Origin of the sequence: Bacillus sp. FSL P2-0069 (assembly GCF_038593315.1) — a bacterium.
Lineage (GTDB): Bacteria > Bacillota > Bacilli > Bacillales > Bacillaceae > Bacillus > Bacillus safensis.
The window spans coordinates 1,769,110-1,785,798 of record NZ_CP151984.1 but is presented as its reverse complement, the minus strand read 5'-3'; the positions used below and the strand labels follow the sequence as shown (position 1 = coordinate 1,785,798).

The following is a 16,689-nucleotide window of genomic DNA, read 5'->3' as shown; positions in this document are numbered from 1 at the left end:
TCATTATTTTTGCTATGATCAACTTAACCATAAAGTAAGAGAACATTTATCTTGATGATCAAGATAAATTGATTTTAAAGGGAGGAGAACAAGTTGTCAATAAAGAACGAGGCTGAAGACAGAGCAGCCCAGATCATCCATACAATGAGGCGCCTCGCCACACGAACCGTCTTGTTCCACCAAGCGGCCGCTCAATCGCTCGGCCTTTTTCCAACAGATCTCAAATCCGCCGATTTATTAAACGAACTCGGTCCTCTCACAGCAGGAGAATTAAGTGAAAAAACAGGTCTTAGCTCAGGTGCGGTCACAGCTCTTATTGACCGCCTTGTCAAAGCGGGCTACGCCAAAAGAGAAAAAGACCCAAAGGACAAACGAAGAGTCATCATTGTCCCACTAACAGCAGGAAAATCACAAGTGAAAGAACTTTTCCAATCCTTATCAGCATCAACTAAACAGCTTACAAACGAATACAAAGCAGAAGAATTAGATTTAATTATTCAATTTATAACTGAAGCAGCAGATATCATGGAGCAAGAGCTGCAATTGCTGAAGTCTAAATCGTAAAAAGTACACTGATGCGGGTGTGCTTTTTCTAAGTGCATTCCTAATTCATGTAGGGATTGCCTCGACTAGTGACATCTTCCTTACCATGGAAGTGCTCTATAACAATTTTATAATGAAGTAGCTTAAAAAAATATTTATTTAAAAGATGTTCTAAATATCGCATCATAATTATTACTGACAAAAGTGGAGCTAAAGTATTCTATTGAAACATTGTTCATTTACATAATAAGTACTGTTTTTTGTATCAATATTCCTATTTAATGACAAAATTTTTATTGGTAAAATTGACCTTGTCAATGAATAGGAAGGAGTGAATTCTGCTGGGGAAGATACTTGATGCAAAAGCACTAACCAGTGCCATGGACACAAGGGCAAAACACTACCAGGAACTCCGCGAACAAATGGTGGATTTAAAAAAGGCATTACAAGGTGTGGCCAATCTCGGTGATGATTTTACTGGGAAAGGTGCCGATAACATTAAAAGCTTTTATAAAGAGCTCGCTGGAAATGTAGACATGTTTATCAGCTTCATTGATAAGCAAAAAGCCTTTCATGAAGGTGTTTCTGGAACACTGGATGATACAAACTTTGGCGGCGATACCTTTGTAGAAGAACACTTTTTAGACAATGCGGTACATATGGGTATCAAGAATGCCAAAAGCATTGTGAAGGATCAAAAAAAGGCACTCAAAACCATTTTTCAAGACATTGATGACCTCATTTCCCTAGAGGTATTTGATAGCCAAACCTTTGATGAAAAAATAGAAGATGCGGAAGATGAACGAAAAAAGACGGTCAAAGAACTAAGAGAACTTGATCAAAATTTAAAAGATGAATATGCTTTGTCAGAGACGGAGCAACAAGCTACAATGGCATTGTATGCTGAAATGATGAATGCGACAAATGACGGAAAAGCGATTTCACCTATGAATTTTGATAAGAAAGCGTATCAAAATAGCGACATCTACAAGGCAAAAAGCGATATTGAGAAGCAAACTTCTGAATATCTGAAAATCAAAAAAGAACAAGAAGAAGCCCGAAAGATTGCGAAGGAACAAGAAGCCCTCGCCAACCGCCCTTGGTATGAAAAAGCCCTCGATTATGGTGGAAACATCGTGAATGAACTGACCGGCGTGAACGATGCAAAACGTGCCGCAACGGGCGTTGATCCAATCACAGGCGAGGAACTCACCGCAGGACAGCGAGTCGCGGCAGGCGGCATGGCAGCGGCCGGCTACATCCCAATCGTCGGCTGGGCAGGCCGCATTTTCAAAGGCGGAAAAGCTGTCTATAAAACCACCCAAGCCACATCAGCCGCGGTCAGGGCAGTCGACATTTACAAGACATCACAAAAATCCTTTGACGCCCTGAAAACATCGCAAAAAGGCTTATATGGTCTCACCGCCACCAACGGTTTCAGCGAAGCGATCACAGGCCGAGACATGTTTGGAAATAAGATCTCGAAAGAACAGCAGGAAGCGAGTATGAACGCGGCGCTTGGAATGCTTTTGCCGTTTGGGGTGAAAGGGTTTCATGGGAAGATGGGGATTAGGGGTATAGATGATGCTTCTTTAACCAACAAAAGTAATTTATATAGAGGGGATAGTTTACTACACTCTCCAACTAGACCAAATGGAATTGGTAAACCTCATATATCAAGTTCAGGTGATTTAGTACCAGCTAGTAAAGAAGGTTTATATAAAGGACGAGAAGTGACTGTTACAGAGCATATACTTGGAGGTTATAGAAAAGGAGCTAAATCTAATAGCCCTTATACTAGTTTTACAAATAACAAAAATGTTATTGGAAATTATGGAGAAAATGCAATTGAACTAAACATATCAGCTTTAAGGAAAGATATACAGTCTGGAAAGCTAAAAGGTGTTGTTATACTTTCTCCAAAACAAATTCAAAAGTTGATTGAAAGAGATGTTACTTGTTCTGATTTTTGGAAGAAAAGAGCGATTAATTGGACTAAAAGGGATAATGAGTATTTGATTAAAAGGGAAGTTCCAAGCCAATATATTAAGGTTTCACCTAAGGAGTGAGAATTGTGAAATTATACTTTCTAAACGAGTTTTTAGGAGATATACGCGATATTAATGTTGATGGTATGTGGGTTAATGGTGAGATTATCCCTTCAAATAATATAGACAAATTTAATGATTTTTTCGCAGCACTTGTTGATGAAGAAAATGATTTTGTAGAAACAAATTTTAATGAAGAATGGTTAGAGGATAACAATTGGTACATTATTGATGATGAAAATAAAAGAAGGGGGATATATATACCTGCAGTTTATCCTGATAGGGAAATTAGCTGGCGGTGGAGATGATTTACAGAATTTATAGATTATATAAAACCTTGATGGGCTAATGCTTCAAGGTTTTTGGTGTTTATTGGACTCTGGACTCCTATCCGAGAAAAAACCGACCAAAAGGAGAATGGGGATCTTTTTTCCTGTGTGGGTCATCGTATGATAGAGACAAGCAAAACTAGGCACTCACAGCTTTTATGGTGAGTGTTTTTTTGAATGAGGGATACTTCACATCATTTTCTTTGAATATAGGTCTGAAAAAAGTATAGATGTTAAACAGTGCAATAGCCAAGCCATTTTAACGGCGAACTTCTTCATAAGAAAATGAAGTTGGTACAATAAACAGAAAAACATCCTCTAATAATGCATAGAGAATGCTGCTCTGTTTAGAAGGGGGAAATAATTTTAATTTATTTGTTTCATCAGATTCACAAATTCGAGTTCAATATTCCCCTTTAATTTTAAAAAATGACCCACGAATCGTTCCAGCTAGTTTAGACTTCTGCCTAGCAAATTTAAATTTCCCTTCTAATTCCTTTGGTACTTCCATCCCTTCAGAAAGCTTAAAACCAACAGCACGTTTTTTTGGGTCATCGACTGTATACAGGACGTTAATTGCAAGACCATCTTCATAAAAGACGTAGGTCCATTTGATATTTTCTACTTGAAAACTTGCCGTTTCTAAAGGTTTGGCTGCAAACTCTAGTTCACGTTCTTCTTTTAACACTCGGTTCACATAATCAAGGGTCTCCTGACTTTCGCTGGCAGGTAATACTGTAAATTCATGCTTATATTTGTTCATAAAGTAACGAGCCTCATTCGCTCGTAAGCCAGCAAGTGCGTCTGCTACAGGTGAAGACTCTAAACCAATCGTAGACACATTTTTAAAATCAACGATATAGGCCATTTCTATCCCTCCATATCCTTCTTATTTTCGTACAACAGGAATCCACATCTCACCAAGTAATAAGCCGTTTCGCTGCCCCATCTCTACCACTGCATTTGGTCCACCAACATAGGCGAAATTCTTTGCTTCAGGCAAGACTTGACCAAATGCAGTGCCAGTAAGCGTTTGATGCAATTCATCAGCGGTTTTAGCTTCCCCTTTAACGATTAGATATTCCCCTTTAGGAAATTGAATCACTCTGTCCGCTTCTGGTAACGATTTCTCTGTCATGACCCCGACATAATGCATCAGCTTGTTATTTACCGCTTCGTTTACGATAAAAATATAGTCATTTGAGGCAATGGCTTTTAAGGTGTCAAGCTTACCTTCTTGTGTGACTGCTTGCCAAAAGTCTGCTTTTTCCTTCGTTATGCCCGCATAGTCTGTGTAATGACTCTTAAGTTCAGTTCCAATACCTAACACGTGAAAGCTGTCTTTTTGTTCTAGTATATAATCTGCCATATTCAACACTTCCTTTTGAAAAATTGATCAAATGTTTTTTCTTTTCACTTGATAAATATATAATAGGCTTAAATCATGTCAAAAAATGATACTGTTTAGGGGGATCAGATGAAAAAAGTTGAACGGATTAATACCATCATGCGGTATATAAACAACCGCGCCAACTTTACAATTTCTGAAATCATGAGAGAATTTAATATCTCTCGTTCGACAGCAATTAGAGACATCAGAGAAATTGAAGCTATGGGGATGCCGCTTGTCGCAGAAGTCGGAAGGGACGGGGGGTATTTTGTGATGAACAATTCCGTTCTGCCAACTGTTCGTTTTACCGATAATGAGATTAAAGCTCTTTTTATTGCCTTTATGGCCACAAGAAACCAACAACTCCCTTATTTAAAGAGTCGTCAGTCTTTAGCTGAAAAATTACTAGGACTCATCTCAGAAACCCAGCAAGATGACCTTGTTCTGTTAAATCGCCTCTTGCTATTTGAAGGGACTAATCCGAATAATCCTGATCTGCTTGATTTGGCAGATCTCCCTCATCCCATGTTAGAAAAATTAATCCAACTGCTTATTTTGGATCGATATTTACTGATTACCATAAGAGAGGAGAACGTGATAAAGTCCTATCCTATTTACCTCTTGAATCTTTATCGTGAAAAAAGCCTGTGGCTGATCGAAGGCTTTGATTTAAAGGAGGAGAAGAAACGGATTTTGCCTGTCGACCATCTCACAGATGTAGAACCATGCTCTACAAATATTCGATTAAGCAGGAAAAAGATTTTAGAAAAACTAAGTAAACAGGAATAAGTAATTAACCTTGTCCTTGAACTTGGTCCAAAGGCAATTGCACAGTTCAAAAAATACCATCCTTTCAAAATGTCAATTTCTTATACGAATCCTTACCAAACTACAGCCATTTTAAAGACTTTTATCGATGTTAATCATTCAGAAGAAATAACCGAAATAACAAATTGGCTATTTTTCCTAGGCGATGATATCAAGGTCAGGGAAATGCCTGTAGAAATCTTGGAAGGTTTACAAGAGAGACTCCTCCTATATTGTCCATAATCAATGCTGGTTAGACCTCACAGCGATTCCTATGAATTTTGACAAGAAGGTAGTTAAATAAATACATTTAGATAAAGGGGTTCATTTTATTGAATTCTTATGATGAAGATCTAATAAAGGATTTGGAATTAAAAGACCTACTTAAATATGTCAAAGTACATGAAAATCCAGAAATTTATTTAGATTTAATAGAACAAAAATTTGTTTTTGCTGGTTCAAAAATAAATTGGTTACAAACCAATAAACACCATAGTAAGAGCTCAAATAATGAATCGTTACTTTCTGATGCTCTTCTATTTATAACTGAATTAAAAGAAAAATATTTAGCTAATGACTTACAAGTAATTTACATAGGGGATAACCTTACAGAGTTTGGGTACCAGTTTGAATTAAAACATTTAAAAGAGTTACTAGTCTATTTTTTAGATATCCCACAGCATCACTACTTTATATCATTAGAAGGGGATTGGTGTATCTGTCTTTCATTTGAAAACTATTTGGATTTCGGATTTAGTTTAAACAACAAATAATTTTGATCGTCACGTATAGGAAAAATAAAAGATGATAAGAAGTGAAAAAACCTTGAATGGCTTTATACCAATCAAGGTTTTTTGCTTTTATTGCTCCTTAAACACGTAAAAAAGACAAAGGACTCTTTGTATACAAGCCTTATAGTGTGTTTTTCTTAATGAAAAGAGCACACAATCGCTGCACAGCACGTGCTGAAGACATTTGGGCTTCTTTGATGCATGTGAGTTGATTAGACTTATAACCAAAGGGAAGAAGGGAGGAATTCCAACTGTACTTAACCAAAAGGGGCACGACGTTACTATCTATGCTGCTTCATACGACATCTTATCTATCAATAGAAGATTTACAGAATCGAATGAATGTCTCGACTCGAACCGTTTACGCTGAAATCAAACGAATGAACAGCTGGCTGGAAACTCATCAGCTTAGTGGTGTGCAGCGAAAAGGCCAACTTGGCTATTATTTAAACCCTCATGAAAAAGAAGTCATTATTCAAAAAGCTGATACCATTCTTATTGGTCACGATTATGAACCATGTGTAAAGGAACGAAGGGCCATTTTGCTTTTATCCATTGCATGCAGCCAGCATTGCCTAAGAATTGATGATTTTATGAAGATGACAAAGGTGAGCCGAAATACATTGCTCGAGGATATGAAACAGCTAAAAGAAGCGCTTTTAAAGCAGGAGATCACACTCCGCTATCAGGCAGCAAGCGGCTATGTCATTTCAGGAGACGAAAGGGCCATTCGATTGGCACTCAAACCTTATATACATTTCATTCGCACCATGATAAAAAACGAAAAAACGTTTCCGTCGTTTTGGTTAAAGGGACCTATTTCATCCAAACGGGTACACCATCTCCTCCAGCAGTCAGAACAAGAACTTAAGCTTGAATTTGCAGATGAGATGCTGGAACAGCTCTCTTTGGATCTCTTTTTCTACTTCAAGCGGATGAAGCTGGGGCATGCTGTACACATTTCAAACGAAGAAAAGCGAACATTGCAGGAAACAGAGGAATGCTTGGCTGCTATTCGTTTCATGGCGCAGATTCAAAAAGAGGCCAGTCTCATTGTTCATGATGATGAGATCTATTTTCTTAGCACCTTATGGCTCAGTGCCAAAAAACAAAAACTTCCATCAATTAAAAAACCAGAAGAACATCTCATTCGCACGATCGCCAGACAAATGATATTTGACTTTCAGAGATATGCTTGTATTACCTTTCAAGAACCAAAAGCATTGGAGCAAAACTTAACAATGCATTTAATTCCAGCTTATTACAGGCTCATCTATCACATTGGTATCATCAATGAATTGACGGATTCTATAAAAAAGGCACAGCCAGAAGTGTTTGAAATCACTCAAAAAGTTGCTTGTCATTTAGAAAAGGCGGTCTGTTCAAAGTTGAGTGACCATGAAATTGCATATCTCGCCATGCATTTTGGCAGCTGGATGAGAAGAGAAGGAATTTCATCCATTGTCAGGCGTTCTGTATACATTGTCTGCGGAGAAGGAATCGGCACAAGTAACATGCTGAAAACTCAGCTTCTCGAATTAATCGGCTACATTGAAGTACGCGGACTGTTATCAAAGCGTGCATATGAAGAATTAACAGCCGTTGATGCAGATTTCGTTGTGTCCACAACACCTATTTCGTTTAAAGGAAAACCAGTTCATCTCGTTCATCCTATTTTAACTGCCTATGAGAAAAAAACATTACTTCAATACGGGAAAGGCTCAGAAACGAAGATTGAAGAGGGGCATGTAAACGCTTTATTTAACATCATTCAGCAGCATACCATCGTACAAAATAAACAAGCACTGCTTCATGATATTCAGGAGCTGCTTTATCCCACATATGTATCCTATCAGAAAGGGTGGAATCCAGTGTTAAATGATTTATTAACAGAACAAACCATCAAGCTCCACCAAACAGCAGACACATGGCAAGAGGCGATTACAAAAGCGGCGCAGCCTTTACTTGATCAACATGCTATTAAACCAAGTTATGTAGAAGCCATGATACAGTCTGTTCATCAAAATGGTCCTTATATTGTCATTGCACCACAAGTGGCCATTCCACATGCAAGGCCCGAGGACGGCGTGAACAAATTGAGCATGACACTCATGTCATTCAAACAGCCCATTTCGTTTTCAAAGGATGGAAAAAAACAGGTGCGGCTCGTCATAGTGCTAGCGGCTATTGACAGCATGAGCCACCTGAAAGCACTCAAACAGCTGACCATGCTGTTAAGTGAAGAGAAACAGACGAAACAATTGATTGAAGCAGAAGATTTAGCATCGGTTCAAAAACTAATTGATCAATTTTCACAAGTATAAAGGAGGAAAAAGAAAATGAAAAAAATTCTTGTTGTATGTGGAAACGGGTTAGGAAGCAGCTTTATTGTAGAAATGAATGTCAAAAAAGCATTAGAAGAATTAGGTCTTAAAGCTGAAGTGGATCATACCGATCTCAGTACAAGTAAAAATGAACAAGCAGACCTTTATATCGGAGCAGCTGATATTATTGACCAGCTGAATGACGGCACAAGAAATGTGGCTGGCTTAAACAATTTGTTAGACCAGGAAGCCATTAAAGACGTCCTTCGTCAACATATTTAAGTCATGAAAAAGGGGGATTCACATCATGATAGAACTGATCATGAACGATATATTGGGCACACCTGCCATTCTCATCGGTTTGTTTGCACTAGCCGGTTTACTTTTACAGAAAAAATCAGCTGCAGACACTGTGTCAGGCACCTTGAAAACAACCATGGGTTTCTTAATATTAGGGGCGGGCGCTACAGTCGTCTCTGATTCACTCGGGGTTTTTCGAAAGATGTTTGAAGCAGCCTTTCACATTCAAGGGGTTGTCCCAAATACAGATGCTATGGCCGCCATTGCTCAAAAGGAATTCGGTACACAGACAGCACTTATCATGATTTTTGGTATGCTGGTCAATTTGTTACTTGCAAGATTCACACCCTTTAAATACATCTTTTTGACTGGTCACCACACGTTGTATATGGCGGCTATGCTCGCCGTCGTTCTCTCGACAGCCGGCCTGCACGGATGGCTGCTCATCTCTACTGGCTCAATGATATTAGGTGCAGCTATGGTCATTGCACCCGCAATCCTTCAGCCGTTTACGAGGAAAGTCACCGGAAGCAATGATCTCGCGCTCGGACACTTCAGTACTTTCGGGTATTTTACTGCGGGAATGATCGGCAAATGGGTTGGTTCTCCTGAAAAATCAACGGAAACCATTCAAGTGCCTAAATCACTCGGTTTTCTAAGAGATACATCTGTTGCCATTTCGATTACGATGGCTTTACTGTTCTTTGCAATTGCACCGTTTGCAGGAATTCCTTATATAGAACAAATTAGCGGGGGCACGAACTTCGCTGTCTTCATTCTCATTCAGGCGATTACGTTTGCTGCTGGTGTGTACATTATTTTAGCAGGGGTACGGATGGCCATTGGCGAGATCGTGCCTGCATTTAAAGGGATTGCCGATCGATTCGTGAAGGGGGCAAAGCCGGCACTTGATGCGCCAACCGTTTTTCCATTTGCGCCAAATGCGGTCATTATCGGTTTTTTATGCAGCTTTGCAGGAGGCATCGTATCCATTTTTCTTTTACCTTTGTTTGGTTTAACTGTCATTGTCCCTGGTCTTGTCCCGCACTTTTTTTGCGGTGCTACAGCAGGCGTGTATGGCAATGCAACAGGAGGGGTTAGAGGGGCTGTCGCTGGGGCCTTTGTAAATGGATTGCTTCTTTCCTTTTTACCTGCTTGTTTATTACCTGTGTTAGGAACCCTTGGCTTTGAAGGGACAACGTTTGGAGATACAGACTTTGGTATCATCGGAATCTTGATTGGATTGATCAAGTTTTTATTTCAACTGTAAAAAGGAGGAGCCTGAGAATGACAGCCGTTTTTTCACCTTCACTGATGTGCATGGATCTAACGCATTTCCGTGAACAAATTCATCTTCTCAACACGAGAGCAGACCGGTACCATGTCGACGTGATGGATGGGCATTATGTGAAGAATATGACGTTATCACCCTTTTTCATTGAACAGCTTCGGAAACTGACAAATTTACCGATTGATGTTCATCTAATGGCCGAACATCCGCAGGAATTTTTAATCGATGCATGTATTGATGCAGGCGCAACGATGATTTGTTTACACCCAGAAGTCGTGCAAAAAGATGCCTTTCGAATCATACGCCATATTCACCAAAGAAAATGTGAGGTTGGCTTTGTTCTAAATCCCGCCACACCTGTTGCAGCATTAGATTCCTTTATTCATTTAATAGACAGAGTGACGATCATGACGATCGATCCAGGCTTTGCCGGACAGCCTTTTATTAAAGAAATGCTTCAGAAAATTAAACAGGTGAAAGATATCAAAAAACACGAAGGATACTCGTTTTCAATTGAAGTAGACGGCTCTTGTAATGAGAGCACGTTCCGGCTGCTTGCTGAGGCTGGAAATGAGATCTACATCATCGGCACCTCAGGTTTATTTGGACTTCATAAAGAACTCGACACTGCTTGGGAAAGAATGAAGCAAATATTTGCAAAAGAAACAGCCTCAATCGAATCACGTTAGAAAAAGAGAGGATGAAAACCATCCTCTTTTTTTACGCAAATTTTACTAAAACACAATTCATTCACCAAAACTTACCCAAAAACAAAATAAAAATCAAAAATTCATAATTGAAAGCGCTTTATTTATGTGTTATCCTTCAAATATCTTTAGTAAATATTTAGTCAAATAACGATGAGGAGTTTGCCTATGACCACACTCAAAGATATTGCTCATGATGCAAAAGTGTCCGTTTCCACTGTTTCCCGTGTGTTAAATGGCGATCAAACGCTTGCCGTTTCACACACAACGAGACAAAACATCCTCGACATTGCTAAGAAATTAAACTATACCCCAGTGAGAGCAAGAAAAGCCGATCAAGCAGAAGAAAAAAGCCCATCTGAATCCCCAGTCATCGGTGTTGTTGTCGCTCAATCCATTGACGAAGAATTAAATGATCCCTTTTTTTCATCGATTCGAAAAGGAATTGAAAAAGAATATGCCAAACAAGGCCTGTCCACTCTCCATACCTTTCGTCTAAGAAGCATGGATAAAGGGGCGATGCTAAAGGATATTGACGGCTTGATCGTCATTGGACGAATCAGCCCCGATACGGTTGAAAAAATGACAAATCGAATGGAACACATTGTTTTTATCAATCATTATGCAGATGAAGATTTGTATGATTGTGTACATGTGGATTTTGTCAGAGCGGCAGATCGTGCCATTCGTCATCTGCAATCTCTCGGCTATACACATCTAGGCTATATTGGCGGGAAAGAGCGGGAGCATTATTTTGAAGGTAATGCTGTGATTGAGGACGAAAGACAAACGACGTTTATGAAAAGAATGCAGGAGGCGGGCGCTCTTCATATGGAAGACATCCACATTGGTGAATACTCCATGCAAGAAGGCTATACGCTTATGCAGCAAGCGATCAAAAAGGGAAAACTGCCGCAAGCCTTTTTCATTGGAAGTGACTCTATGGCAATCGGCGCAATGCGCGCTCTGCATGAAGCCGGTCTACACGTACCTTCAGATGTATCCATTGTTGGGTTTAATGACATTGAAGCCGCGTCATTTTCAAGTCCGCCGCTTACGACCGTCAAAGTATATACAGAAGAAATGGGGGAAGTCGGTCTGAAGCTTTTGCTTGAGAGAATAAACGGAAGAAAACTTCCTCTAAAAGTCGTCGTGCCAACAACACTCATCGAGCGAGGCAGTACATGTCTCATCCATGAAAGGGGGTGAACCATAGATTTCAGCACACAAAAAAGAGACAAAAAAGCAGAAAGCAAGCTGCTTAGCATGATGGCCAGATCATGCTAAGAACAAGGCAGCCTGCCGGTATGCTCTCTTATCTCTTAGAAAAGAATAGAATTCCAGTATAATGGACTTCCTTTGTTTCCGCAACTGCATGAATTCTACCGATTATCGTCTGAATTTTCAGTGATTAAAAGGAGGAAACCATGAATAAAAAAATCATGCTGCTGACTGCTGCCATGTTCTTGACCATGATTTTGTCTGCTTGCGGTAATAACAGCTCATCTGAAGCAAATGGAAAGGTCACCTTGACGCTATTTTCAACGATGAGTAACAGCGGGGAAAGAAAAGCGTTTGAAGAAGTCATTCGCGAGTTTGAGAAGGAGCATGAGCAGATTCGAATCGATGCTAATTTCCCAGGCAACAGCTATGAAGATATGATCCGCGTCAAAATGGGAGCAAACGATATGCCAGACCTGTTTGATACACATGGCTGGGCCAAACTGCGTTATAGCGAGTATGTGGCTGATTTAAAAGAGATGGATTGGGTCAAACAGCTTGATCCTTCACTCGACCAGATTTTAAAAGACCAAGATGGCAAAGTGTACGCTTATCCGCTGAATCAAGCAAAAGACGGGCTTAGCTTTAATGCCAATCTATTAAAGGAATATGGCATAGAAGTGCCTAGAACACTTGATGAATTAAAATCTGCTTTGCTGACAGTGAAAGAAAAGAGTAAAGGAGATGTTGTGCCGCTCTGGATACCAGGAGGAGATAACTCAAATATTGCCCAAGTCTTTGATGAGCTGGCGACGCCTTTATTAATCACCGATCAAAAGCATCAATACGGAAAAGAACTTGAAAACGGATCATTTGATTGGTCTCTCTATACCCCGCTTGCACAATTCATGAAAGATCTGAAGGATCAAGACCTTTTAAACAAGGATGTCCTGACAGCGAAACTATCTCAAGCGCCTGAACTCATGGCACAAAACAAAATCGCCTTCACCTTTGTCGGAGGATCCTTAGGACCTGAAGCAACAGAGCTGAATTCATCGATCAAAGTAGGCACGATGCCTGTTCCAGCCATTCATAAAGGAGATGAACAAAGCTGGATTGGCGGAGAACGTTTTACTGTTGCTGCTTGGAAAGACTCTAAGCATCTAAAAGAAGCAAAACAATTCATCGATTTTTTAGCAAAACCTGAAAACGCAAAAAAAATCGCAGAGGGCACATCCTCTGAAACAGCTCTAAAACAAGTGAAAGCGAAAAACTATTACTCTACATTTTACGATCAATACAAACAGGTGAAGATTGAACCGTATTTCGATCGAAAATACTTACCAAGCGGAATGTGGGCGGTCATGGCAACAACCGGTCAAGAATTATTAGCAGGCTCCATCACACCAGAACAGTTATCAAAGAAAATGGAAGAGGAATATAAGCGTTTGAAAAAACAATAGCCGATGGATGCTGAAACAGGAGTGAAGCCAATGAATGACATCACAAAAGCAAAGCAGCCAGCCGCATTCACCTCTTTACCAAAAGAAAAGATGCAAAAACAACAGAATTCCTCACTTTGGTGGATGTACATGCCAGCTGTTCTCGTCGTCAGTACCTTTATCATTTATCCTTTTTTGAACGGCATTCAGCTTTCTTTTACGAATTGGAACGGTTTCTCACAAACTTATCAATGGATTGGTCTTGAGCAATATCAAAGACTGCTTCAGGATCAAGCGACATGGCTTGTTGTCAAAAACACGCTTCTCTATGGAATTGGGAGCACCATCTTGCAAAATATCATCGGACTTGGATATGCTCTTTTATTAAATCAAAGCTTAAAGGTGAAAGCCATCACAAGAACGGTCATCTATTTACCTGTCATGATCAGCCCGATTGCGATGGGCTATATTTGGTATTTTGTGTTTGCTTACCAAGGCGGTGCCTTAAATGATGTGGTGACGCTTTTTGGATTCGATCAAATAAATGCGCTCGGCAATCCGGAATTAAACACATGGATCATTGTGCTTGTCAACACATATCAATTTGTGGGGATTGCGATGATCATTTATTTAGCAGGACTTCAAAGTATTCCTAAGGATTATTATGAAGCGGCTCAATTAGACGGCGCATCGAGCTTCCAGCAATTCAGGCGGATTACATTGCCGCTGCTTATGCCGTCGATCACCATTAATGTTGTGCTGAATGTCATTGGAGGGCTCAAGCTCTTTGATGTCATTGTAGCACTCACGGGCGGCGGACCTGGAGATTCCTCGCAATCCATGTCGACCTTTATGTATGATCTGTATTTCAAACGTCAGGATGCAGGCTATGCAGCGACGCAAGGGGTGTTCATGGCGGTCATCATCCTTGTCATTAGTGTCGCAGCGCTGATTTATTTCAAACGAAAGGAGACCGAGGGGTGATGGATAACGCCTATAAACGCAAGAAAAGATGGTACTCTGTCCTCGCACTATTGATCACATTGCTGCACCTCATTCCATTTTATATTTTGGTGACAACATCATTAAAGGGGATAGGAGATTTCAGTTCAAAATGGCTGTTTCCGAAAGCACTGCATCTTGAAAACTTCCGCACAGCATGGACAGAGGCTCAGCTTGGCCAGTCCTTTTTGAATACAGTGATCATTACGTTCAGTTCCGCTGTATTGCTCATTATCTTTGGATCTCTTGCAGCCTATCCGCTTGCAAGAAGGAACACAAAGCTGAATAAAGCAGTCTATGTTTTATTTATTGCCATTATGGTCATTCCACCGCTTACAGCCCTTGTCCCGCTCTATAAAATGGTCGTTCAAATCGGGATGATGAATACCTATCAAATTGCTATTTTAAATAATGTGGCTGCTTTTTTGCCGCTGACAATTTTCTTATACGCAGGCTTTATCCGGTCGACAATTCCAAAGGAGCTTGAAGAAGCTGCTCGTATTGATGGAGCAGGGACACTCAGAGTTTTTTTCACAGTCGTTTTTCCGCTTTTGAAGCCCATTACCGCTTCTGTATTAATCATTGCCTGCGTGTATATTTGGAACGACTATCAATTTGCTATCTTCTTTTTGCAAGATAAAGAGATGCATACACTCACAGTCGCCTTATCCCATTTTTTTGGTCAAAATCAGCATCAGCTTCAGCTCGTTGGGGCAGCTGCACTCATTGCGATGCTGCCAATGGTCACGATGTTTTTACTTTTGCAAAAATATTTTATCGCAGGGCTTTCACAAGGCTCTGTCAAAGGCTAGCCCAATATGGATGTAAAAAGGAGAGTCGTCTATGTCTAAAATTACATTTATCGGTGCAGGGAGTACCGTGTTTGCTAAAAATATATTAGGAGATTGTCTGTTTGTTCCCGCCCTTGCAGGGTATGAATTTGCATTATATGATATCGACCACAACCGGCTGAAAGAATCAGAAACAATGCTGTCGCATTTAAAAGCAAATTACGGTGCAAACGTGACCATCCAGTCCTATCACAACCGCAAAGAAGCCTTAAAGGATGCAAAATATGTCATCAATGCCATCCAAGTTGGAGGCTATCGGCCAAGTACTGTCATTGATTTTGAAATACCTAAAAAATACGGATTAAGACAAACGATTGCGGATACGGTAGGGATTGGCGGCATCTTCCGCTCCCTTCGAACGATTCCTGTCATGCTAGACTTTGCAAAGGATATGGAAGAGGTTTGTCCAAATGCTTTATTATTAAATTACACGAATCCAATGGCCACACTGACTGGTGCGATGCTTCGCTATACTCAGATTCAAACGGTTGGTCTCTGTCATAGTGTGCAGGTGTGTACAAAGGACCTATTTGAATCTCTTGAAATGGAACATGGAGGCATTGAAGAAAAAATCGCCGGCATTAACCATATGGCATGGTTATTAGAAGTAAAACGGGACGGAAAAGACTTGTATCCAGAAATCAAAAGACGAGCAAAAGAAAAGCAGCAATCGCGGCATCATGATATGGTTCGTTTTGAACTGATGGATAAATTCGGCTACTATGTCACAGAATCCTCAGAGCACAATGCCGAATACCATCCATATTTCATCAAATCACGGTACCCTGAACTAATCGGTCAGTTTAACATTCCGCTCGATGAATACCCGAGACGCTGCGAGGAACAAATCAACAATTGGAATACAATGAAGCATGACCTGGTGGGAAACACACAGATCACACATACCCGCTCAAAAGAATATGGTTCACGTATCATTGAAGCGATTGAAACGAACGTTCCCTTTAAATTTGCCGGGAATGTGCTGAACACAGGTGGCCTCATTCACAACCTGCCTGAAAAAGCGTGTGTCGAAGTGCCGTGTGTTGCAGACCGGAGCGGTATCATGCCATGCTATGTCGGAGAAATACCTGAACAACTGGCGGGACTGAACCGGACCAATATCAGTTCACAGCTCATGACCATCGAAGCAGCAATCAGCGGAAAAAAAGAACACATTTATCAAGCGGCATTACTAGATCCACACACAAGTGCTGAACTGTCGATTGATGACATCATCAAATTATGCGATGAACTCATTGAAGAACATGGTGAGATGCTCTCGCATTTTGCAGATCCGAATCAATATGCCGCATCAACCAATTTACAGAAATAAACCAGCCTCTACCTGATGCAATGCGCATCAGGTTTTTTTATGCTGCAAATAGAGGATTGACTGAAAGCGTTTTTAATATTATGATTTTTCTAAAGTTAACCAAAAGTTAATCAAAAACAAATCATGAGTGAATCACATTCCGGAATCATTTCTCACAAACAAATGGCTGGGCGGCAACCTATCACATGTTAGAGCAAGCTTTTATCACAACGTAAACCAAAACAACAATAATATTTGACAAAGAGTGTATACAGATGGGCGCCCGTTAGATGAGACAATGACAACTAAACAAATCCTACATTTTTTCATA

15 protein-coding genes and 1 pseudogene are annotated in these 16,689 nt (G+C 40.2%); 14 read left to right on the top strand and 2 right to left on the bottom strand.

Features of this window, described 5'->3' with window-relative positions; all coding sequences use genetic code 11:
• The first annotated feature begins 144 nt into the window (after positions 1-144).
• The 3 genes from NSQ34_RS09015 to NSQ34_RS09005 all read left to right on the top strand — a co-directional run bounded on the left by NSQ34_RS09015 (position 145) and on the right by NSQ34_RS09005 (position 2,899).
• On the top strand, positions 145-564 hold the full coding sequence (locus NSQ34_RS09015; RefSeq protein WP_051627375.1) for a MarR family transcriptional regulator: 420 nt from the start codon (positions 145-147) through the stop codon (positions 562-564).
• A 317-nt stretch (positions 565-881) separates the two neighbouring features.
• A complete protein-coding gene (locus NSQ34_RS09010) occupies positions 882-2,612 on the top strand; it encodes a T7SS effector LXG polymorphic toxin (protein WP_342501084.1) in 1,731 nt (576 codons plus the stop codon).
• 5 nt (positions 2,613-2,617) lie between these two features.
• Entirely contained in the window at positions 2,618-2,899 is a 282-nt protein-coding gene (locus tag NSQ34_RS09005) for a hypothetical protein (RefSeq protein WP_101677119.1), read from the top strand.
• Positions 2,900-3,323: 424 nt separating this feature from the next.
• Here the strand turns inward: NSQ34_RS09005 and NSQ34_RS09000 are convergent, their stop codons facing one another.
• Positions 3,324-3,788, bottom strand: a complete 465-nt coding sequence (locus tag NSQ34_RS09000; protein ID WP_081124465.1) for a phage tail protein — start codon at positions 3,786-3,788, stop codon at positions 3,324-3,326.
• Positions 3,789-3,809: 21 nt separating this feature from the next.
• On the bottom strand, positions 3,810-4,289 hold the full coding sequence (locus NSQ34_RS08995) for a GyrI-like domain-containing protein (protein ID WP_101677120.1): 480 nt from the start codon (positions 4,287-4,289) through the stop codon (positions 3,810-3,812).
• Between the two features lie 108 nt (positions 4,290-4,397).
• On the opposite strand from NSQ34_RS08995, the pseudogene NSQ34_RS08990 reads away from it, so the two are divergent.
• The 11 genes and pseudogenes from NSQ34_RS08990 (at position 4,398) to NSQ34_RS08940 (ending at position 16,379) form a co-directional block, all read left to right on the top strand.
• A pseudogene (locus NSQ34_RS08990) lies at positions 4,398-5,360 on the top strand (HTH domain-containing protein).
• Positions 5,361-5,449: 89 nt separating this feature from the next.
• The gene (locus NSQ34_RS08985) at positions 5,450-5,890 is read left to right on the top strand and encodes a rhs-associated protein (protein ID WP_101677122.1); all 441 of its coding nucleotides are present in this window, start codon (positions 5,450-5,452) and stop codon (positions 5,888-5,890) included.
• Positions 5,891-6,159: 269 nt separating this feature from the next.
• A complete protein-coding gene (locus tag NSQ34_RS08980; RefSeq protein ID WP_120206938.1) occupies positions 6,160-8,232 on the top strand; it encodes a BglG family transcription antiterminator in 2,073 nt (690 codons plus the stop codon).
• Positions 8,233-8,247: 15 nt separating this feature from the next.
• Positions 8,248-8,514, top strand: a complete 267-nt coding sequence (locus NSQ34_RS08975; RefSeq protein ID WP_024425192.1) for a PTS sugar transporter subunit IIB — start codon at positions 8,248-8,250, stop codon at positions 8,512-8,514.
• Positions 8,515-8,539: 25 nt separating this feature from the next.
• Positions 8,540-9,802, top strand: a complete 1,263-nt coding sequence (locus NSQ34_RS08970) for a PTS ascorbate transporter subunit IIC (RefSeq protein ID WP_101677124.1) — start codon at positions 8,540-8,542, stop codon at positions 9,800-9,802.
• 17 nt (positions 9,803-9,819) lie between these two features.
• Positions 9,820-10,512: a D-allulose 6-phosphate 3-epimerase gene (alsE, locus tag NSQ34_RS08965; protein ID WP_254001716.1), complete on the top strand. Its 693-nt coding sequence runs from the start codon at positions 9,820-9,822 to the stop codon at positions 10,510-10,512.
• A gap of 186 nt (positions 10,513-10,698) precedes the next feature.
• A complete protein-coding gene (locus NSQ34_RS08960) occupies positions 10,699-11,739 on the top strand; it encodes a LacI family DNA-binding transcriptional regulator (RefSeq protein WP_254001715.1) in 1,041 nt (346 codons plus the stop codon).
• A gap of 218 nt (positions 11,740-11,957) precedes the next feature.
• Positions 11,958-13,214, top strand: coding sequence for an ABC transporter substrate-binding protein (locus tag NSQ34_RS08955; RefSeq protein WP_254001714.1), 1,257 nt, complete (start codon positions 11,958-11,960; stop codon positions 13,212-13,214).
• Between the two features lie 30 nt (positions 13,215-13,244).
• Complete coding sequence (locus tag NSQ34_RS08950; protein ID WP_268456149.1) at positions 13,245-14,177, top strand: sugar ABC transporter permease; 933 nt, start codon at positions 13,245-13,247, stop codon at positions 14,175-14,177.
• On the top strand, positions 14,177-15,007 hold the full coding sequence (locus tag NSQ34_RS08945; RefSeq protein ID WP_024425187.1) for a carbohydrate ABC transporter permease: 831 nt from the start codon (positions 14,177-14,179) through the stop codon (positions 15,005-15,007). The genes NSQ34_RS08950 and NSQ34_RS08945 overlap by 1 nt, the downstream gene beginning before the upstream one ends.
• Positions 15,008-15,038: 31 nt before the next feature.
• The gene (locus NSQ34_RS08940; protein ID WP_268456151.1) at positions 15,039-16,379 is read left to right on the top strand and encodes an alpha-glucosidase/alpha-galactosidase; all 1,341 of its coding nucleotides are present in this window, start codon (positions 15,039-15,041) and stop codon (positions 16,377-16,379) included.
• Positions 16,380-16,689: the final 310 nt, after the last annotated feature.